Below are 19,176 nucleotides of genomic sequence, written 5' to 3'. Positions count from 1 at the left end.
ATGCGTGTATTCAAGGCCGTATGGGGATTGGCCCTTTGTACAACATCAGTTCTGGCGGCATCAGTGTCTTTTGCGCCAGCATATGCCCAGAGTGATCTGGTCAGACATAACGAAGCAACTTTTCCCATTGCTTCAGCTATTGAAGTGCCTCCAGGCTCTTCCACCATTTATCTGAGTGGTATGGGTGCTCCTGTTATCGACCCGAAAGCACCCCAGAAAAGTCTGGCAGCTTATGGCGATATGGCGACACAGACGGAAGGTGCTCTCAAACGGATAGAGGATACGCTTGCTGGCATGGGGCTGACCATGGGAGACGTGGTGCAGATGCATGTTTTTATGGTGGCGGATACGAAAACCAAAAAACTTGATTTTGAAGGTATGATGAAAGGGTACACGAAGTTTTTTGGCACCAAGTCGCAGCCCAATCTGCCGGTTCGGTCTGCTTTTGGTGTGGCGCAACTCGCCAACCCGGGATGGCTGGTGGAAATTGAGGTTGTGGCAGTCAGGCCCTCTCACCACTAAAAATCCGGGACAGGCGTACACGTGCGTGATCCTGTCCTGATGTTTCCACGTCATGCCGCGCATGGGCAGCCCGTCTGGCAAGGGCTGCCTTTACGCGCGGCATGTTCATGATAGAGGGACGGGGCGATCGCCAGTTCATGGCAGATCGGCCCGATACCCAGGTTCTTGCGATGTGCGTGAATGAACGCCATCGTCATTTCCCGCAACGGTCGCATTTTGCCAGAGCAGAATGAGCCTGCGACCCTGTGCTGGACCACGTTGGCGCGGCGCAACACCCTGACTGTGCAATACCCTGAACCTGTTGCTGTCATATGGCTGCCAAGTGGTCATTTCGGCGGTGGTGGCGCCACATGCAGGTCAAAACCGACGGTGCCAGGCGCTTCCAGCCCGGCTTTGAGTTCCATTGTGGGAATCTGGTAGTCACCGCCATTCTGCTGCCGGTACGGGATGGGGGCTGTTGTTGCCAGTGTACGCATCCGTTCGCGGAGCTGTTCTGCCAGAACGTCAAAACCCGCGTTGTCCAGCCGGTCCACCCTGTAGGCCACGAAGGGTGGCAGAACAGTGAAACCCGGATAGAACAGGATGCCGTGATTGATGGGAAACAGCAGATCATCTATCGGGCCGTTGATCCCGCGAGCAGAATAATGCTCGGGCCAGCCCCCGGCCGTGACGATCAGCATGGCGCGCTTGCCTGTCATCGTTCCCTCGCCATAGCGGTCGCCCCAGCGGCGGTCATTATGCTCGCCAACGCCGTAGGCGAACCCGCAGGCATAAACACGATCTACCCAGCCCTTGAGGATCGCGGGCATGGCGAACCACCAGAGCGGGAACTGGAAAATAACGGTGTCGGCCCAGCGCAGTTTGTCCTGTTCGGCCGTGACATCGTCTGTCAGGCCGCCTTCGGCGAACTCGCGCGAGGAAGCGGAGGACACTCTCAGGCGTTCGTTTGCAGGGATATCCGGAAAATCGGCCCGGTCAATGCTTGCTTTCCAGTGCATGGCGTAGAGGTCGGAAACCTGAACCGCGTGACCCTGTGCCTGCAATGTGGTCACCGCAACGTCGAGCAGGGCGCCGTTGAGGGAGTGCCGTTCGGGGTGGGCGAAGACGATCAGGATATTCATGAGCGGACCTTGCTGTTGTCAGAGGAATTCGTATTCCACTCAGAGTAGGCGATAAGCTATTCTCCTCCCATATGGGGTGAGCGGAAGGTATAATGCCAGAAAATGGAACAGTCTCTGGTTTCATTGGAGCGGATGCGGACTTTTGTGCGCATCGCTGAACGGGGTAATCTGGCGGCTGTCGCGCGTGAAAGTGGCGCGGGGCAATCGACGATTACGCGGCATCTGCGTGAGCTTGAAGAGGCTCTGGGCGTCTCGCTGCTGACGCGGACAACACGCCGCGCGGCACTGACGGATGAGGGAGCGCGCTATTACGCGCACTGTGTGCAAATTCTCTCCCTTGTCGAACAGGCAGGTCAGGAAATGCGCGATACACGGCAGGCGACAGCCGGAACCGTGCGGATTTCCTGCACCGGCGCACTTGGTGTGCTGTATATCAGTCGCCTCATCTATGAATTTCAGGACCAGAATCCCGGTATCAGGGTTGAATTCGGGTTAACGGACGAGCGCATTGATCTGGTGCGCGATGGCGTTGACATTGCCATTCGTCTTGGTCCCCTGAGTGATTGCACGATGAAGCTGCGCTCTCTGGGGGAAAGCCAGCGCGTGCTGGTTGCCTCGCCCGAATGGCTGGCGCGCCATGGCCCGGTGCGACGGCTGGAGGATCTGCGTGACCTTGAGGGCGTGCGGATGTCGCGCGTGCATGGATCGGAGCGGCTGCTTTTGCAGGACGCAGAAGGTCGGGACCATGTTGTGCCGTTTCATGGTCGTCTGACTGTTGACCATGGTCTGGCGGCGCGTGATGCGTTTCTGGCTGGTCGCGGTTTTGGCCCGGCCCATCGCTGGCTGGTGGAGGATTGCCTGCGGGATGGCCGCCTTGAACAGGTCTTGCCGGACTTCACGCTTCCGGCGGTGCCGCTGAGCATGCTGATCGCACCGGAGCGGACAAACCTGACGCGGGTACGGCTCTGCACGGAGTTTCTCGCCGCAAGGGCCCGAGAAATTCCGGGTATCAGCCGCTGAGCGTGCTGTGGTGCAACCTTATGCCCCGCAAAACCTGCCATCCGGCCATGGAGTATGCCCTGCCACCGGGACATGGCTTTATGGGCACTTTGTTAAAGCCTGCGCTGCAATCGGTTTCATGGCTTGCCGTGCAGGTCATGGCGTGCTGTCACATGCGTTCAGCGGTCATGGATGCAGTTCCGGCAGGTCTGCTGCGTCCTTCAGTCCTTCAGGCTCAGGGCGGTGCTTTTATGGAATGCGATATGGCCGGTTTTAAGGTTTTCAATTTCGTATTGTGGTTCTGTCGGCGTCGCGTGATGTTGATAGCCGTTGACCATGAACGGGGTAAAATGGACGGCCCTGATCTGTCCGCTGACGTGCCCGGCCTCTGAGTTCCAGGATACGATATCTCCGATTGCGAAGGACTGTGATGGCATGACAAACTCCAAATCCAGCGTGAACCATGACTGTGAGCCGAGTATATCCGTTTCCAACCCTTTTTACACCATTGGACATTCAACACTTTCTCTGGATGATTTTGTGGCGCTCCTTCGCCATTATGGGGTGACGCTGGTCGCGGATGTGCGGGCTTTTCCTTACTCCCGTCGTAACCGTGATTATGACGGGACGACTCTTCAACCCGAACTGGCGGCCTGTGGCATAGGGTATAGCCATTTTCCAGCCCTTGGCGGCCGTCGTCCACGGTCAAAGACGGTGCCAGCCGACACGAATGCATTCTGGCGTGTGCAGAGTTTTCATAATTATGCGGATTACGCTCTGGGAGAGGATTTTCACCATGGTCTGACCCGGCTTATCGAAGCAGGGAAACACGCTGTTGTTGCGATCATGTGTGCGGAAGTGCTCTGGTGGCGCTGCCACAGGCGCATTATCACGGATTATCTTCTGGCCAATGGAATAAAGGTTTTTCATATTCTGTCCATGTCGCATGTCGTCCCGGCAGGTTTGACAGAGGCGGCGGTGGTTGCGGATAACCACTGTATTACCTATCCGCTGGATGAGAGTGTTCAAAACCCCACGTAATGGGTTTTCGTTTTGTATAATGTGGAGTTTTCCCTTCCCCACCTGTGTGCGGGAGGGAGAGCGTGTTCAGGGCAGCCGGGTATTTACCCCGGCTTGCTGCTGTCCCCCATGTGTTTGGGTTTTCCAAGAAACTGCTGTGGGTTATTGTCAAACCCTTGGAATATTTTTTTGAATTTCTCAATAATGAAGTGCGCGCTGGGGGATAGGATGCGTGTTTTGGGGATAATGAGCGAGAGTTTTTGCGTTGCCAGTTTGGTTTCGTTCAGTTCAATAAACCGGGCTTCATCCTCATTGTAATGGCCAAAGGCATCCAGATCACGCATGATCGCAATGCCCAGATTTTTTTTCACCATATCGCAGACAAGCGCAATATTGTTGGAATTGAAGACAATGTCGTAAGGCATGTCTGTTTCTTCCAGCAGTTCCTTGACCAGCCGCCACAATGTGGTGGATGAATCCGGTGCCACAATGGGGTAGCCGGTGCAGTCCGTGACCCGCACATCTTCCATGCGGGTGAGCGGGTGGCCACGCGGTACCAGCACACCAAGGCGGGACAGGGCCTCGGCCTCCACACTCAGCCCGGCAAAGGATGGGGGGTCAAATGTAACCCCCAGATCGCAGTCCCCCGCCCGGAGCAGGATGGCGGCGGTTGCTGCGGTGGCAACAGTAACCTTAAAGCGCAAACCCGGGCTGTCATCATGCAAAAGCATGATCACGGAGGGAATAAAGCTGACGGCCAGACCATCGGCCACGGCAATGCGGACTTCTCCCCCGCGTGCGTTTTTAAGTTCGGCCAGATGGCGGTGCAGGGCGGCTTCCTCCTTGCCCCAACGGGTGAGCTGGTGAAAAACGGCCTCGCCCGCAGCAGTCAGCCGCACACCACCGGAAACCCGGTCAAACAGCCGCACTCCCAGTGTTTCTTCCACATTCAGGATCTGCCGGTCCACGGCTGAAGCAGCAATATGCAGGTGCTCGGCCGCCTTGCGGATGGAGCCATGGTGGATGACCTCCTGAAAATAACGGGAAAACTTGGTCAGGAGCACCATGGCCATAGTCCTTTTGCTGGGTGTGCGTCTTTTGGAACCTGTTGGAGAGAACAGTTAATGGAAAATCAAGAATAAACATAATCATTTCTATACCGCATCAAAAAAGAGTCCGTACGTGCAGAAAAAGGCTACACAACGTGCAGAATTTAGCGCTTCCAAAAGAGCGTACAGAAACGATACGTTACATAAACAGAACAATGAGTCTGAGCAAACTGCGGACGGGCTGGACAAAAAAGAACTTGAAAACAGTCTTTTAGGTGGAAGGCTGTAGGGGCGGGCACAAGCAATGCAAATTTTTTCGTTAAGGCACAGGCTTTTCGTATCGGCGTCGGGCATTCTGGTTTTGGCAGCACTCTCTGACACAGCATGCAGTGCTGGTGCGGCAGCAGCGGGTAACGTGCAAACACCAGACCGGGTGGTGGCGAGTGGGCATAAACCCCATGCAAAATCTGCCCTGCAGGCGCGGAATAAGGAAAATATTGACGTCACATCCAACAGGCAGTCCGTCAGCCTGTCCGTGGATGGCGGGGGCGGGATGATGCGGCGTGAAACAGCCGCTTATTCTGTACAAACGGTTACAAAGCAGTTTATTGACCAGAAAAGCCCTACAAGTAGTGTGCTGGATCTGGTCAAGACTATGCCAAGTCTTAACGTATCCTCAGCGGATACATCGGGCATGCATGGTGGGGGCATAGAAAGCCGCGGCCTGACAGATGCCGACATGGCCATTCTGCTCGATGGTGTGCCCGCAAGCAGCGCGGGCTATATTGACCAGAACGTGGATTCCGAAAATCTGGAACGTATTTCCGTCAGCCCCGGTGCTTCCGCGCTGGAAGCCCCGGTGACCACAAGTGCAGGGGGCGTCATGCGTGAGGAAACCCTGACCCCCTCCCACAGAATGGGTGGGACGATGGATTTTTCCTATGGCACAAACAACCTCTCCCGCGAGTTCCTGCGCTTGCAGTCGGGGGATATTGGCAACACGGGTGTGCGTTTTTACGTATCGGGTTCGCATACGCATGCCCGGCAGTGGATGGGGGCTGGCACAAATGACCGCCAGCACATTGACTTCGGGCTGCAAAAGGATTTTCAGAACGCATCAAGCGTCAAACTGTATTTTTCGTGGAATAACAACCAGATCATGGTTGATAATTACGCAACGGAAGAACAGTTCAAAGCCTACAAGCATACCGGAGCGGGGTATAACCACAGCGATTACAGCACAACAGGCGGGAACGATAACTACTGGAAAAACAATATCTCGCACTTCAACACGGTTTTTCTGGTCATGCCGGTGCATGTGGTGCTGAGCAGAAAGCTCACGCTGGATGTGACCCCCTATTTTTACGATGCTCTTGGGTGGGATAGCTGGGGGATCGGGCAGTCCTCCGCCGGGCAGTATAGTCTGGGCAACGGGAGTGCTCTGCCCGGTGGGCAGCAGCTTGTGCAGGCATGGAACGCCTACAGCCAGCCCGATGTGGGTGTTACCGCCAAGCTGGGTTATGACATTGACAGCCATAACCATTTTTCGGTCGGGTACTGGTATGCCAACAACTTTTCCAAAATCGGTTTCCCGGTCAACGTGTCCTATAGCGGGGCCACGACGCCGGGCAACCCCAATACTGCGCTCTATACGGCAGACGGCAGACGCGCGCTGGCTGGGCTGACCAATACCGGCTACGAAATCCACTCGATTTTTGTGCAGGACGAAGCACGGTACCTGCGTAACAGGCTGCGGATTAACGCGGGCTTCAAGTTCATGATGACAAATTACTGGATGAAGAACCTGCTTGCATCGTCCTCCACGTCAAACGCGCATCTGGGGGCGAACTCCACGGTGCCTTTGCCGCAGCTTTCCATTTCGTATGATATTGACGACCATAATCAGGTTTATGTGCATGGGGAGGGGGACTTTCGCCAGCCCGACCCCTCGGCCATTCAGGCCGTGACCGGCCTGCCCAAAAACCAGTATTCGATCAAGGAGGAACTGGGCTATCGCTACTACGACAGGTATGTGATGCTCGATCTGTCCCTGTTCAACTACAACATTACCAACAGGTTGATGAGCACCTATCTGGGCGGTGGCGTGTTTGGCACCGCCAATGCGGGCAACCAGACCGTACGTGGCTTTGACCTTATGGTGGCGGCCCGGCCGATCCACCACTTCAGCCCTTATGCATCGTTTGAGTACCTGCATGCAACGCTGGATTCCAACGTGCCATACGGGGGGAGCTACCTGCGGACCAAAGGGCATGAAGCCCCTATGGCACCCAAGGTCATGGCCAATTTTGGCCTGTCGTATGATGACACGCATTTTTTTGGAAACTTCGCCCTGCATTATGCCAGTTCCCAGTCCGTAACCCTGACGGGGGACCAGCGTATGCCCGGCTACGTAACGGACAGCCTGAGTATCGGGTATCGCTTCACGCCGTTCTCTTTCCTCAAATCACCCACTTTTAAAATGAACTTTCAGAACCTGACCGGGGCCGTTGTGCGCACGGGGCCGGTGGGTATTGCAACAAACGCCACACAGGGGCAACTGCTGGATGGCGCAACTCTGGCTGCGGGGAGTGGGGCGCAGTTTTATGTTCTGCCACGCTTTAGCATGACGGGAACAATTTCCACGGATTTCTGAAGCAATAATAAAAAGGCCGTCCTGCACAGACCCTTTCCACACACCGGTAGGTGGAGCAGGGCAGGGGCGGCCTTTGTGGCATGGCGTGCAGAAGGTCACCGGGATTGAGTGCGGGTTTACGTTGGTGGTTGAGATGAACAAGCTGGAGCGGATTGTCGAGCACGATGCAGGGGCGCGTGCGGTCAGACGGTGTGAAGAACTCGGGTGCGAACCTTATAGCGACATGCGTGGCGGCCTGTTCCGCCCTTACCTTGGGGCTGCACACAAAGCCGCCATGGCCACGTTGCGGGGGTGGATGCACGATGCAGGCATGAGTGTGCGCACGGACCCCGCAGGCACGGTTATTGGCCGGTACGAAGGGATGGAAGCCAACGCCCCCGCGCTATTGATCGGCTCGCATATAGACAGCGTGTGGAACGGCGGTTTTTACGATGGCGTGCTGGGGGTCATGCTGGGGGTGGAATGTGTAGCCGCCTTTGCCAGCCGAGGCATACGCCTGCCTTTTGCCTTGGAAGTTGTGGCTTTTGGGGATGAGGAGGGGTCACGTTTTCCGCTGTCCATGCTGGGCTCCCGGGCCATGGCGGGCAAGGCCGTGGGGGATGTCAGCCAGATGCGTGACCGCACCGGAGCAACATTGCACGAGGCCATGCGTGGCGCAGGGCTGGACGTTGGCAGAATGGGCGAGGCCCGGCGCAACCGGCAGGACATACTGGCCTATCTGGAAGCGCATATTGAGCAGGGCCCCGTGCTGGAACATGCGGATGCACCTCTGGCGGCCGTGTCTGCCATTGCGGGGATCCAGCGGTTTTATATCCGCGTGCAGGGGCAGGCGGGGCATGCTGGCACGGTGCCGCTCTCCATGCGCCACGATGCGCTGGCCGCTGCGTGCGAGATGGTTCTGGGCATAGAGGCGCTGGCCTGCGCGCATGGGGACGATTTTGTGGCCACAGTGGGCAGGATCGAGGCGCATCCGGGGGCGGTGAATGTTATTCCCGGCAGCGCCAGTCTTTCGGTGGAAATCCGCTCGGCGGATGCGCAATGCCTTGAGCGCGCGTTTTTGCAGGTCAAGGCGCTGGTGGCCAGCATTGCCGGGCGCCGCCGCGTGGGGTGGGAGGTGCGGGACCACCAGACCTTTGCCCCCGCCCCCTGCGATGGCCGACTGGTTGACCTGCTGCGTTCGGGCATAAAGGCGGAGGGCATGCCCGAGCACGTTCTGGTCAGCGGTGCTGGCCATGACGCCATGATGATGACGGACTGGGTGCCCACGGCCATGCTGTTCCTGCGCAGTCCCGGCGGGATAAGCCACCATCCTGATGAGAGCGTGATCGTGGCGGATGTGCAGGCAGCCTTTGCCGTTATGGTCAATTTTATTACGCGCCTGCCGGAAGTGCTTGATATTTCGGCCAGACAGGGCACGGTAGTATGACCCGGCCCTGCAACAGACCCCATAACGGGAGGACGCAGCATGCATCTGGTTGACAGTCATTGCCACCTTGAGTTTTCCGAGCTTGCGGAGGATCTGGACGCGGTCATGCAGCGGGCGCGCATGGTGGGCATCCGCCGGTTTGTCAGCATTGGTACCAGTGTGCATGATTTTGCAAAGGTACTGCAAAAAGCGGAGGAGATGGATGATGTCTTCTGCTCTGTAGGCACCCACCCCCACTGGGCGGATGGGGAAACCGACGTACAGGTGCAGGACCTTGTCGCCCATGCCGCCCACCCCAAGGTGGTGGGTATAGGTGAGGTGGGGCTGGACACGTTTTTTACCACGGCCTCGTGGGATGCGCAGATGCGCAATTTTCTGGTCCATATAGAGGCCGCCCGGCAGACGCAGCTGCCCCTGATCATCCATTCCGTCAAACAGGATGCGGCCATGGAGCAGGTCTTGCGTGAGGAGGACGCCAAAGGGCGTTTTCCGGTGGTCATGCACTGTTTTTCAGGCGGACCGGCTCTGGCGCGGGCCAATGTGGAGATGGGGCATTACCTCTCTTTCTCCGGCCTGCTCACCCATGCGGGGAATGACGGTATGCGCGCTATTGCCGCCAGCCTGCCCGCAGACCGTATCCTGATCGAGACAGACGCGCCATCTCTGGCCCCTGAACCCTATGCGGACCAGCGGAACGAGCCCGCCTACCTTGTGCATACGCTCAGGGTTCTGGCCGGGTTGCGCAAGGTGACCCCCGAGGAGCTGGCCCGGCAGACAACGGAAAACTTTTTCCGTATCTTTCGCAAAGTTCCAGATTTTTCTTTGGTATAATGGATCATGGTGATGAAGTCCGCACCCGAGATGATACCCGGGAATGACCTGTTTATCAGTGCTGCCCAGGAAGTGCGCATCCGTCAGGAACTGACCCGTGTGGCCATGGGGCTGATCCCGGCCGATCTTGTGCTGCGTGTGGGCCGCCTGCTGGATGTGCATACGCGCCGCTGGGTAGAGCAGCAGGATATTGTTATGTACCGCCGCCGCATTGCCTGGACCGGCCCTGCGGGCACCTATACCGGCATAGCCCGAGCGCATGTCGAGCGGCTGGAACTTTCCGCCGTACCCGGCTTTGGCGAGGTGCACAAACATATCGAAAGCTCGCACCTGACCCCCGAATACGAGGCCGCTCTGGTGCTGCCACGTGGCAATACATGGACGTGCGAGGCCAGCCACGAGTTTTCCAACGTGGATGGTGCGCATAACCTGTCGTTCTGGATGACGGCGCGCAGCCATGGTGTGCCGCTTAAAATATTCCCGCTTCCCGGTTCGGCCGTACCCCCCACTGCGTATGAGGGCGGGGGTGGGTATTATGGGTATGACGAACAGAACGCCTTTATGGGCGGGAATCTGATGGTGCCCGGGCTGGACGAGGTTATGGACTGGCCCAGCGTCTGGAACCCTGAATCCCCCTCCTACGCGCGGTTATGGGGCATGATTCAGGCAACGTATGAACACCGTGGCGTGGTGGAAGGGCACGGGGCGGGCCTGCATGACACACGCTCCATTAACGCCTTTGCCGCGGCTGGTCTGGCTTCTGACCATGAGGTGCTGAACATGGCCGAACTACAGGCCAAGTTGCAGGCCGGTATTTTTGTGGCGTTGCGGCATGGGGCCATTCCCGAACTGGTGCGGGGCATGCTGGATGCAGGTTTTGAGGATTTTTCCCAGATCGCGCTGACCACCGATGATCGTTCCGCAAGCGACACATTGCGCATGGGAGCCACAGACTATAATGTGCGTAGAGCCATGGAGGCTGGCCTGCCGCCAGAAATTGCCATTCAGTGTGTGACCATCAACCCCGCGCGGCATATGCGCCTGACCCCGTGGGTAGGCAGTCTGGCCCCCGGCCGCTTTGCGGATGTTGTGCTGCTGTCCGATGTGGCGGCGCTGGACATTGCGGAGGTCTGGGCAGATGGCCAGTGCGTGGCGCAGAACGGGCGTTATCTTGCATCCGTGCCCGATATTGCATGGCCCGCATGGGCCAGCCAGACTATCAACATCGCGCGTGAGCTTGGTGCGGAGGATTTTGCCATTCCGGCTGATCCGGGGCGGCAGAGCATGCAGGCCGCCGTGCTGCGCCCGTTCCACTGGGCGGATGATTTTCTGGTGGAAACCCTGCCCGTGCAGGACGGGCAGGTGCAGCGTGACACCAGCCAGTGTATTACCAAGTTTGCGGTTGTGGACCGCTATTCCGGGCAGGGCCGGGTCGGGCGCATGTTCTGGCGTGGCTGCGGCCCCAGCACGCCTGATACGGCAGTGGGCTGCTCGGTCGCGCATGACCAGCATAATATATGGGTCGTCGGGTCGTCAGATGCCGCCATGGCGCAGGTGGTCAACCAGATCCGCAGGCAGCAGGGCGGCTGGGCACTGGTGCGGGACAACACCGTGCTGGCCACGGTCCGCTACGAGGTTGGCGGGCTGATGACCGCCCGCCCGGCCGAAGCACTGGACGCGGACATGCAGGAACTTTACGCACAGGCCCGGACAATTGAGTGGATGCATGAGCCCACCTACTCCAAAAACTGGCCGGAGGGTTTTCCCGAGCGGCTGTGCTTTGCAACGCTTACCTGCTCGCCGTGGCGGTGGGTGCTAGTGGCCCCCAACCCCGGCGTACCCGAAGGGTTTGTCAATGTTCAGACCGGGCAGACACACCCCATTGTCTGGTAGGGGCAACGGGCAACGCGCCGGTGTGGTGGTGCAGACCACTGGTCGCATGAAACTGGAGTGCTGTTGATGATGAGAGCCGTTTTATCCCTGCAAAAGCTCTTCCGGTTTAATGTGGCGGGCCACCAGTCCAGCGTGGGTACGGAGGTGCTGGCCGGGCTCACAACCTTTGGCGCCATGGGGTATATTATCGCGGTCAATCCGGCCATTCTGGCGGCGACGGGCGCCAACCGGGCGGATATGATTACCGTAACCGCGCTGGCCGCCATGTGCGGCTCCCTGCTTATGGCGTTTTTGTCACGCCTGCCCATTGCGCTGGCGCCGGGCATGGGGTCCAACGCGGTTTTTGCTCAGGTTGTCGTGGTTAAAATGGGCCTGTCCTATGGCACGGCGCTCACCATGGTGCTGGTGGGGGGGATTCTGTTTACCTGCCTGTCGCTCAGCAATGTGCGCCAGCATATTGTGCGGGGCTTCCCCTCATCCATCCGGATTGGGTTACAGGCCGGTATTGGTCTGTTTATTGCCTATCTGGGCCTGCGCAGCGGGGGGCTGATTGTAACGGACCCCGGCGGGGGCGTTGCTTTTGCGGATTTGCGCTCCCCCTCGGTCATGGTGGTTTTTCTCTCGCTTTTGTTAATCGCAGCACTGGTGGCTGCCCGTGTGCGGGGGGCCATGCTGCTGTCCATTCTGGCGGTTACGGTGGCGGGGCTGTTTATCCAGACCTCTCCGAGCCATGTCATGACCGTTCTGCCCGCGCAGGCGGTGGCCCTGCCCCATGTGCCAAGCGCGTATCTGTTCGCGTTTGATACGACCGAGTTTTTCCACAACTTCTTTCTGGTCCTGCCTCTGACCCTTTATTTTTTCCTGTCCGACTTTTTCTCCGCTACAGCGACCATGATCGCGGTTACGCGGCGGGCGGGCATGATGGATGCGCAAGGCAATTTTGTGAATTCCCGGCGTGCATTTCTGGCCGATGGGCTGGCCTCCATTGTGGGGGCGTGTCTGGGGAGCCCGACCGTGGGGGCGTATGTTGAATCCGCAACCGGGGTGGAGGCAGGTGGGCGCACGGGCCTGACAACCCTGACCGTAGCCATACTGTTTGGCCTGAGTGCGTTTTTCTGGCCCCTTATTGCCTGTATTCCCCCACAGGCCACCACGGCAGCGCTGGTGATGGTGGGGATTCTGATGATGGAAGGCCTGACGGAGCTGGATATATCCGACCCGCTCCAGAGTGTTTCTGCTGGTATGATCGTGCTGCTGACGGTCACAACCGCCAACCTCATGATCGGGATTTGCGCGGGGTGCTTTGCCTATACGGTCATGGCGGTCGCCACCCGGAGCTGGGCGCGGCTGACGCCGGTTTTCCTGCTGACCAATGTCTTGCTGGTGATCTATCTTGTGCTGGTGACCTACACGGTCAACTAACCCGCCCCTGCGCCAGACGTATTGATGTAAAAGGCCATGCGCGCAGCCTGCGCGTGGCCCCCTGTTGTCCACAGTGGTTAAGGCTGCGTGCCGGCCACAATGCGGTAAAGACGATGAGCGATGAACACGCGCCAGCAATTTACAAGCGATAACTACGCCGGCATGTGCCCCGAGGCATGGCAGGCCATGATGCAGGCCAATGTTGGCTCGTTGATCCCCTATGGGGAGGATGAATGGACCAGCCGGGCGGCAGACGCCTTTCGCGCCCTGTTTGAAAAGGAGTGCGAGGTCTTTTTTGTCTTTAACGGCACGGCGGCAAATTCACTGGCGCTGGCGGCTCTCTGCCAGTCCTATAACAGCGTGATCTGTTCCTCCTACGCGCATGTGGAAACGGATGAGTGCGGAGCGCCCGAGTTTTTTTCCAACGGCTCCAAACTGCTTGTCGCCCGGACGGAAAGTGCAAAGCTGACCGAGCAGGATGTCAGGCTGTTATCCACCTGCCGGAGCGATATTCATTACCCCAAGCCACGGGCGGTAACCATTACGCAACCGACCGAGACGGGGGAGCTGTATTCCCTGTCCGAAATTCGCACACTGGCGCAAACATGCCGTGAACTCGGGCTTTATCTGCATATGGATGGCTCGCGTTTTGCCAATGCGTGCGCAGCCCTAGGCTGCACACCGGCAGACATGACATGGCGGGCCGGGGTGGATGTGCTGTGCTTTGGCGGTACCAAAAATGGTATGGCCGTCAGCGAGGCCGTTCTGTTCTTTGACCGTGCCCTGGCCGATGGTTTTGATTACCGCTGCAAGCAGGCCGGGCAACTGGCCTCCAAAATGCGGTTTTTATCCGCCCCATGGGTGGGGATGCTCGAGAGCGGGGCATGGCTGCGTAACGCCCGGCATGCCAATACCTGCGCACGCAGGCTGGCCGAGCAGGTGGTGGTCCTGCCCGGTGTTTCGCTCATGTTTCCGGTGCAGGCCAATGGTGTTTTCATTCATGCACAGCCTGCCGTGCTGGAGCGGCTCCGGGCCTGTGGCTGGCGCTTTTACACTTTTATCGGCGGAGGGGCGCGCTTTATGTTCGCATGGGATGCGGACATGGCGGAGGTGGACCGGCTGGCAGCAGATATAAAAGCCTGCGCCAGTGCGGCCTAACCCCCAAAGGTCAGGAGGGCAGGCAGCTTTTACGCTGCCGCCAGAGCCAGCCCTTCAGCGACCGAGACAAACTCCCCGCCCAGTTCCACCTTTTCGGCCCCAAAGCGGGAGGTAAACAGGGCGCGCACCGCAGGCACAAACGATGTGCCGCCGGTCAGGAATACGCGGTCGATCTGCCCGGCGGGGAGGGCTGCTTCCTTCAGGGCGGCATCAATGCCTGCGCCCAGTCTTGCAATGTCGGGCGCGATCCAGCGGTCAAAATCCTCACGCTGGATGGTGGTGTGAATCTCCAGCCCCGGCTGCGTAAAGTGCAGTTCTGCCGATGTGTGGGTGGAAAGCGCGCGCTTGGTGGCCGATACGGCGTTGTAGAGTTCCTGCCCGCGCTGTTCGCGCACGAGTTCGATCAGGTTCTTCAGCTTCTTTGGCTCGGTGGCCGTGCGCGCCACATCCTCGATTTCGTTCAGGATACGCGGTGTACGCATGAGCGAGAGCCGGTGCCAGCGCGCCAGTGCGTGGTACCATTCGACCGGTACGGGTAATGGTTCCCCTCCCATGATGCGGAAGGTGCAGTCCCGCCCAAGGTAGGGGGCCACCACGTTGTCTATGATCCGAAAATCAAACTGGTCCCCTGCAAGCCCAACCCCTGCATGGCCCAGTGGTTGCGTTGCGGTCTGGCCTCTGGGGTCAAATCGCACGACGGAAAAATCGCTTGTGCCCCCTCCAAAATCCCCGACCAGAACCGTTGCAGGCCGGTCCAGCCGCTGCATGAAGCGCCAGCCCGCGGCCTCTGGCTCCATCATGACCGTAACATCGGCAAAGCCTGCCTGGGCAAAGGCGGCGCGCAGCCGGGTTTCCCCCAGAGCATCATCGGCATTGTCACCCACAAAATGCACGGGGCGGCCCACCGTTACATGGCACTGGGCGGGGGAAAGCCCACCAAGGGCCATGAGTTCGTGCAAAAAGGTGGCAATCAGGCTTTCAAGCGACAGGCGCTGGCCAAAAACCTGTGTCTCGCGAAAGCTGGCCTGTGCGAGATAGGATTTCATGGACATGATCAGCCGTGTCTCGGCCGGGTCATCCAGATGCGCTTCAATGGCATACGCGCCAACTGCGCGGTGCTGCACGCGCCGCCCGGCCTCCATGTCCTGCCATAAGGCCAGCAGTGTACGGCAGGTTTCCGAAGGCTCACCATCGGGCGTGGCAAAGCGGATGGTCTGGATCGTGCGGTCGGGGCGCGCAATGACAATAACACTGTTGGTTGTGCCAAAATCAATGCCGATGCGGGTGGGAGCGGGTAAGGAGGTCATAACCGGCGGAAAATAGAACCCGCTCCCCCTGCTTGTCCATGCCTTATATGCGCAGGCGGGCAGGCTATGCCGCCTTTTGTGCTGCCTGCATGCGGCGCCTTACGTGGTGTGCCGTCTGGGGCAGATCGCAGTTTTAGTCCGGGCCTGCGCCAGCGTTCGGGCCGGGAGCGCAGGCGGAATAGGCTGGTTGGGTGGCCTGCTGCATGCCGGGCCTGCCCGCATGGGGCGGGTTACGCGCAGGGTGGCCAGAGCCGCGCAAAGGCATAGGGCAAGGCTGAACAGGCCCGTCCACAGGTAGAGCCCGTGTGTTTGGGTGGCGCTGGCAAAGAGCGTTGTTGCCGCCTGAGAGAACATCCACGCGCCTCCAGCGCGGGAGGCCAGCCTGCCTGTGGGGTCTACAAGGCAGGTCAGGCCGACAAGGCTGGGGTACACAAAGAACCACGCTGCATAATTCAGCACAAAGGCGGTGCAGAACAGCCATGGCGTGGGCGGGCAGGCCTGCACCACGCAAACTCCGCCTGCCAGCACAAGGGCGGGCACAAGCAGGGGACTGGTTATGTGTCTGCGGCTTTGCAGCACTGTCGCAAGGCAGACCACAAGCCCCGCAATATTGGCAACAGCCGACAAAACCCCAAAAGAGGAGGGGGCCAGCCCAACAGAAAGGCCAATCCGCTGGGTAAAGGGCCATACGGCCAGACTGCCCCCGGTGTAAAACAGCACGGCCAGCAAAGCCCACACAGGGGCCGCATGGGCCGGGGCGGCATAACCGGCCTGCGGGTTGGGGCTGGTGGCAGGCAGAACCGTATCGGGCAGAAAAAACAGGAGTGGTAGCAGCACAACAACAAGCCCTGCCAGTGCCAGAAAAATACCTTTCTGCCCGGCCAGTGCGCTGGCATGGGGGAGCAGCAGGCTTGCCAGACTGAAAACAACGGTCTGCACCACCATAACAAATGCCAGCACAAACACAGGTTTGCCCAGCCGGCTGGCCCCGATATTGACAACCGCATTCAACCCGCCAAGGCAGCCGCCGGAGAGCACGCGCAGGGCCAGCAGGGACCACATTCCCACAGCAAAGGCAGAGCCCGCCTGTGCGACAACCAGCCCAATGGCTGCCAGCAGGGCTACCAGACGCAGCCTTATCCGGGTAGACAGGGGGGCTAAGCCGGTCATGGTCACGGCATAGGCCAGCATTTCCACACAGCTCCAGAACCCGGCCTGCATGATGCTGAACCGCCCGCCACGGACAAGCTCGCCCACGGCAAACGGGCCAAGCGAGTTCATGCTATGGGCTGCGCAGTCTGCCGCACTGATTGCGGCCAGCACCAGCAGCCCGGCCCGGTTGCGTAGCTCCCCGACCATTACAGGGCCCGCATGACTTCAAACCCGAAGGCGCGCAGGTCGCCCGGATAGCGGCTGATATTGCGATTGAAAAATTCGCCAAACGCGTTGGTGTAGGTCATCTGGTTGGTGACGTTATGGAGCCAGAAGGCCACTTCCGTTTTTTCATCCACGGAGTGCCATGCCACGCGTACATTGCCCGTAATAACCTGGTTTTGTGAAAAAGCATGCCGCACCAGAGCCTGCATCTGGGGGGATGCCAAAAAGGCGGCAGGGGTTGTGGCGTGGCTGTCCGACCAAGCCTGAAAACGGTAGCGGCTTGTGTAACGCCAGTCTGTCTGCACCGTAAAATCTCCAAAGGAGACAGGAATTTTATAGCTGAGTAAAAAGTTGGCGGTTACGTGCGGTGCGCGTTCAAGCGGCTGTCCGGACAGGTCCACCGGGTTGCCACCATTAAACGGCGTTGGTGCACTGGCGTTTTTGAAATTGGTGTAATGTGCGTCCTGATAGGTTACGCCAAAGGAGCCAAACAGGTTTTGCAGGGGGCGTACCTGCCCTTCAAATTCAAAACCGTTCGATATGGCCTGTGCGGCGTTGGTGGTATGGGTTCCCGTATTTTGCAGGATGGTTACCTGCATGTTGTTGTAGTCGTAATGAAAGCCCGAAAGGTTGAGCTGCGCCTTGCCTCCCCAGATCCGTGCCTTTACCCCGCCTTCGTAATCCGTCAGCTCTTCAGGGTTATACAGGCTGAAGTCGGATGTGGTGGCAACATAGGTGTTGTAGTTGCCGGTCCTGAAGCCACGGGCATAGCGCAGGTAGGCAATAAGACCCGGTGCTATGCGGTATTTAAGGCTGGCGTCCTCGCTGTCCTTGTTAAACGTCTTGCTCAGGGGTGGGCCAACCATGGCCTGCCCCGTATTGGGGTTGAGATAGGTGTTGGTGTTTGTGTTGATGTAGGTGAGCGCACGGTTGCTGGCATTGTAGGGGTTGGAAGGGTCCGTGTTATAGGCCCATGCCTCCCCATTGGCGCTGCGTGTTTCCGAGGTAAAGCGCCCGCCAATATCCAGTGTCAGGCGGGAGGTCAGGTCAAAGGACAGAGCCGAGAACACGGCAGCATCCTGTGTGCTGATGTTAAAGCTGGAGGCATTGCCCCCCGTGCCAAAGCTGCTGTCTATGGGGCTGTACAGGGGCTGCTGGCTATAGGACTGCGTAAGGTTGCGCATGTAATAGACGCCGCCCACATAACGTATTTTTTTGTTCTGGGGAGAAACAACCCGGATCTCGTTGCTCAGCACCCGTGCAACGCCGCCTATGTTTTCCTGATAATCCACAGGGGCGGGGCTTGCATCATCATCTGAGAAAACGTTGAAGTGGTTCCACTCCAGCGCAAAAATATTGGCAAGGCTCCAGCCGTTTTCAAAATCATATTTGGTATTGACCGAAAGACCCGCGCGCCGGGTGGTGGCATCCGTGCGCCCGTTGTTCTGGATATCACGGGTGGAGGTCTGGGTATAACCCTGTGCATCCTCCCCACCGGGCAGCAGGCCTACATGGTCTATGGGCACCTTGGTCTTGTTGCGGCCAAGGTGCATTTTAACCAAAATGGACAAATTATCGACAGGCTTGGCCAGAATCTGCCCGCGCATATCGTAATACTGGTAGCCTCCCGTGGGGTTCTTGTGGCTGCCATTATAGTACTGTCCGTCGTAATCCCGGTTGACTATGGCAAAGCGGGCCATCAGCTTGTCTTTTACAATAGGCCCGCCCAGAGCGCCTTCTTCCCCCCACAGGCCGTAATTGCCTGCTGTGCCGCGTACGTAACCATCCAGTGTATTGGTGGGTTTTTTGGTATAGTAAGAAACCATGCCTGCCGTGGTGTTCTTGCCCTGCAAGGTGCCCTGTGGACCCCTGAAAACCTCTACGTGGTCCAGGTCATAAATCGGCACACCCTGCGATGCCCCACTATCGAGGAACACATCATCCTCGGAAACACCTACGGCGGTTGTCATGTTGGCCGAAAAATCGTTGGTGCCAATACCGCGCAGGCGGTAGCGCGGGTTGGCTGAGCCGGATGTGGTTTCCGCCATAAGGCCGGGCACATCCCGTGCAAGGCTGAGTGCGTCACGCACCCCGGTTGTTTGCAGGGTTTTGCCACTGAGCGCCACAATGGATGCGGGCGTTGTATTAGCCTGCTGCGTGCGCTTGTTGGAGCGGACCGTTATTTCCTCCAGCTTGCCTGTGTTCTGCTGCGCGGGAGCCTGTGCCACAGCGGGTTTGGCGGCTGTAGGCCGTGGGGCGGTTTTGGGCGCATGGGCCTTGGCCTGCTGCTGTGCGCTGGGCAGGCTCTGCTGGGCCGCACTGGCCGCGTAAACCGTGCCGGTGGAGAGCACCAGAGCAAAGGTGAGCCGGTGCGTAAAAGGAGTGTGAACCATGGCTG

15 protein-coding genes and 1 pseudogene are annotated in these 19,176 nt (G+C 58.7%); 9 read left to right on the top strand and 7 right to left on the bottom strand.

Annotated elements, in window-relative coordinates; translation table 11 throughout:
- On the top strand, nucleotides 1-522 hold the full coding sequence (locus AB2L51_RS10795; protein ID WP_395582508.1) for a RidA family protein: 522 nt from the start codon (nucleotides 1-3) through the stop codon (nucleotides 520-522).
- 43 nt (nucleotides 523-565) lie between these two features.
- On the opposite strand, the pseudogene AB2L51_RS10790 reads toward AB2L51_RS10795, so the two are convergent.
- Nucleotides 566-803 (bottom strand): annotated as a pseudogene (locus AB2L51_RS10790) (IS3 family transposase); the annotation flags it as partial.
- A 45-nt stretch (nucleotides 804-848) separates the two neighbouring features.
- The gene (locus tag AB2L51_RS10785; RefSeq protein WP_395582507.1) at nucleotides 849-1,643 is read right to left on the bottom strand and encodes an NAD(P)H-dependent oxidoreductase; all 795 of its coding nucleotides are present in this window, start codon (nucleotides 1,641-1,643) and stop codon (nucleotides 849-851) included.
- Between the two features lie 102 nt (nucleotides 1,644-1,745).
- Here AB2L51_RS10785 and AB2L51_RS10780 point away from each other — a divergent pair, with 102 nt between their 5' ends.
- Nucleotides 1,746-2,663, top strand: coding sequence for a LysR family transcriptional regulator (locus AB2L51_RS10780; protein WP_395582506.1), 918 nt, complete (start codon nucleotides 1,746-1,748; stop codon nucleotides 2,661-2,663).
- Between the two features lie 200 nt (nucleotides 2,664-2,863).
- Here AB2L51_RS10780 and AB2L51_RS10775 read toward each other — a convergent pair whose 3' ends face one another.
- The gene (locus AB2L51_RS10775) at nucleotides 2,864-3,079 is read right to left on the bottom strand and encodes a hypervirulence associated TUDOR domain-containing protein (protein WP_395582505.1); all 216 of its coding nucleotides are present in this window, start codon (nucleotides 3,077-3,079) and stop codon (nucleotides 2,864-2,866) included.
- Between AB2L51_RS10775 and AB2L51_RS10770 the strand changes: the two genes are divergently transcribed.
- The gene (locus AB2L51_RS10770; RefSeq protein ID WP_395582504.1) at nucleotides 3,078-3,683 is read left to right on the top strand and encodes a DUF488 domain-containing protein; all 606 of its coding nucleotides are present in this window, start codon (nucleotides 3,078-3,080) and stop codon (nucleotides 3,681-3,683) included. The two genes, AB2L51_RS10775 and AB2L51_RS10770, sit on opposite strands and share 2 nt — an antisense overlap.
- Nucleotides 3,684-3,766: 83 nt before the next feature.
- Here the strand turns inward: AB2L51_RS10770 and AB2L51_RS10765 are convergent, their stop codons facing one another.
- Nucleotides 3,767-4,729, bottom strand: coding sequence for a LysR family transcriptional regulator (locus tag AB2L51_RS10765; RefSeq protein ID WP_395582503.1), 963 nt, complete (start codon nucleotides 4,727-4,729; stop codon nucleotides 3,767-3,769).
- A gap of 343 nt (nucleotides 4,730-5,072) precedes the next feature.
- Here AB2L51_RS10765 and AB2L51_RS10760 point away from each other — a divergent pair, with 343 nt between their 5' ends.
- The 6 genes from AB2L51_RS10760 (at nucleotide 5,073) to AB2L51_RS10735 (ending at nucleotide 14,094) form a co-directional block, all read left to right on the top strand.
- The gene (locus AB2L51_RS10760; RefSeq protein WP_395582502.1) at nucleotides 5,073-7,364 is read left to right on the top strand and encodes a TonB-dependent receptor; all 2,292 of its coding nucleotides are present in this window, start codon (nucleotides 5,073-5,075) and stop codon (nucleotides 7,362-7,364) included.
- 73 nt (nucleotides 7,365-7,437) lie between these two features.
- Nucleotides 7,438-8,790: an allantoate amidohydrolase gene (locus AB2L51_RS10755; protein ID WP_395582501.1), complete on the top strand. Its 1,353-nt coding sequence runs from the start codon at nucleotides 7,438-7,440 to the stop codon at nucleotides 8,788-8,790.
- A gap of 39 nt (nucleotides 8,791-8,829) precedes the next feature.
- Nucleotides 8,830-9,621, top strand: coding sequence for a TatD family hydrolase (locus AB2L51_RS10750; protein ID WP_395582500.1), 792 nt, complete (start codon nucleotides 8,830-8,832; stop codon nucleotides 9,619-9,621).
- A 12-nt stretch (nucleotides 9,622-9,633) separates the two neighbouring features.
- On the top strand, nucleotides 9,634-11,514 hold the full coding sequence (locus tag AB2L51_RS10745) for an adenine deaminase (RefSeq protein WP_395582499.1): 1,881 nt from the start codon (nucleotides 9,634-9,636) through the stop codon (nucleotides 11,512-11,514).
- A gap of 66 nt (nucleotides 11,515-11,580) precedes the next feature.
- Nucleotides 11,581-12,936, top strand: coding sequence for an NCS2 family permease (locus AB2L51_RS10740; protein ID WP_395582498.1), 1,356 nt, complete (start codon nucleotides 11,581-11,583; stop codon nucleotides 12,934-12,936).
- Nucleotides 12,937-13,056: 120 nt separating this feature from the next.
- Nucleotides 13,057-14,094 carry a threonine aldolase family protein gene (locus tag AB2L51_RS10735; RefSeq protein WP_395582497.1) on the top strand — a complete coding sequence of 346 codons (1,038 nt, stop codon included), beginning with the start codon at nucleotides 13,057-13,059 and terminating at the stop codon, nucleotides 14,092-14,094.
- Between the two features lie 29 nt (nucleotides 14,095-14,123).
- Here the strand turns inward: AB2L51_RS10735 and AB2L51_RS10730 are convergent, their stop codons facing one another.
- From AB2L51_RS10730 to AB2L51_RS10720, 3 genes are all read right to left on the bottom strand, one after another.
- The gene (locus tag AB2L51_RS10730) at nucleotides 14,124-15,401 is read right to left on the bottom strand and encodes an Hsp70 family protein (protein WP_395582496.1); all 1,278 of its coding nucleotides are present in this window, start codon (nucleotides 15,399-15,401) and stop codon (nucleotides 14,124-14,126) included.
- A gap of 99 nt (nucleotides 15,402-15,500) precedes the next feature.
- Complete coding sequence (locus AB2L51_RS10725) at nucleotides 15,501-16,760, bottom strand: MFS transporter (protein WP_395582495.1); 1,260 nt, start codon at nucleotides 16,758-16,760, stop codon at nucleotides 15,501-15,503.
- Nucleotides 16,760-19,171 (bottom strand): TonB-dependent receptor, encoded by a 2,412-nt coding sequence (locus AB2L51_RS10720; protein ID WP_395582494.1) that lies wholly within the window; start codon nucleotides 19,169-19,171, stop codon nucleotides 16,760-16,762. The genes AB2L51_RS10725 and AB2L51_RS10720 overlap by 1 nt, the downstream gene beginning before the upstream one ends.
- Nucleotides 19,172-19,176 lie beyond the last annotated feature (5 nt).

Origin of the sequence: Acetobacter fabarum (assembly GCF_040702925.2) — a bacterium.
Lineage (GTDB): Bacteria > Pseudomonadota > Alphaproteobacteria > Acetobacterales > Acetobacteraceae > Acetobacter > Acetobacter fabarum_B.
Note: the sequence above shows the minus strand (reverse complement) of the source record. Positions and strands in the feature narration are given on the sequence as shown.

What these genes read in the sequence shown, in the direction of transcription:
- AB2L51_RS10795 (WP_395582508.1), top strand. Translation starts at nt 1, where the DNA reads ATGCGTGTATTCAAGGCCGTATGGGGATTGGCCCTTTGTACAACATCA.
- AB2L51_RS10785 (WP_395582507.1), bottom strand. Translation starts at nt 1,643, where the DNA reads ATGAATATCCTGATCGTCTTCGCCCACCCCGAACGGCACTCCCTCAAC.
- AB2L51_RS10780 (WP_395582506.1), top strand. Translation starts at nt 1,746, where the DNA reads ATGGAACAGTCTCTGGTTTCATTGGAGCGGATGCGGACTTTTGTGCGC.
- AB2L51_RS10770 (WP_395582504.1), top strand. Translation starts at nt 3,078, where the DNA reads ATGACAAACTCCAAATCCAGCGTGAACCATGACTGTGAGCCGAGTATA.
- AB2L51_RS10775 (WP_395582505.1), bottom strand. Translation starts at nt 3,079, where the DNA reads ATGCCATCACAGTCCTTCGCAATCGGAGATATCGTATCCTGGAACTCA.
- AB2L51_RS10765 (WP_395582503.1), bottom strand. Translation starts at nt 4,729, where the DNA reads ATGGTGCTCCTGACCAAGTTTTCCCGTTATTTTCAGGAGGTCATCCAC.
- AB2L51_RS10750 (WP_395582500.1), top strand. Translation starts at nt 8,830, where the DNA reads ATGCATCTGGTTGACAGTCATTGCCACCTTGAGTTTTCCGAGCTTGCG.
- AB2L51_RS10745 (WP_395582499.1), top strand. Translation starts at nt 9,634, where the DNA reads ATGAAGTCCGCACCCGAGATGATACCCGGGAATGACCTGTTTATCAGT.
- AB2L51_RS10740 (WP_395582498.1), top strand. Translation starts at nt 11,581, where the DNA reads ATGATGAGAGCCGTTTTATCCCTGCAAAAGCTCTTCCGGTTTAATGTG.
- AB2L51_RS10735 (WP_395582497.1), top strand. Translation starts at nt 13,057, where the DNA reads ATGAACACGCGCCAGCAATTTACAAGCGATAACTACGCCGGCATGTGC.
- AB2L51_RS10730 (WP_395582496.1), bottom strand. Translation starts at nt 15,401, where the DNA reads ATGACCTCCTTACCCGCTCCCACCCGCATCGGCATTGATTTTGGCACA.
- AB2L51_RS10725 (WP_395582495.1), bottom strand. Translation starts at nt 16,760, where the DNA reads ATGGTCGGGGAGCTACGCAACCGGGCCGGGCTGCTGGTGCTGGCCGCA.
- AB2L51_RS10720 (WP_395582494.1), bottom strand. Translation starts at nt 19,171, where the DNA reads ATGGTTCACACTCCTTTTACGCACCGGCTCACCTTTGCTCTGGTGCTC.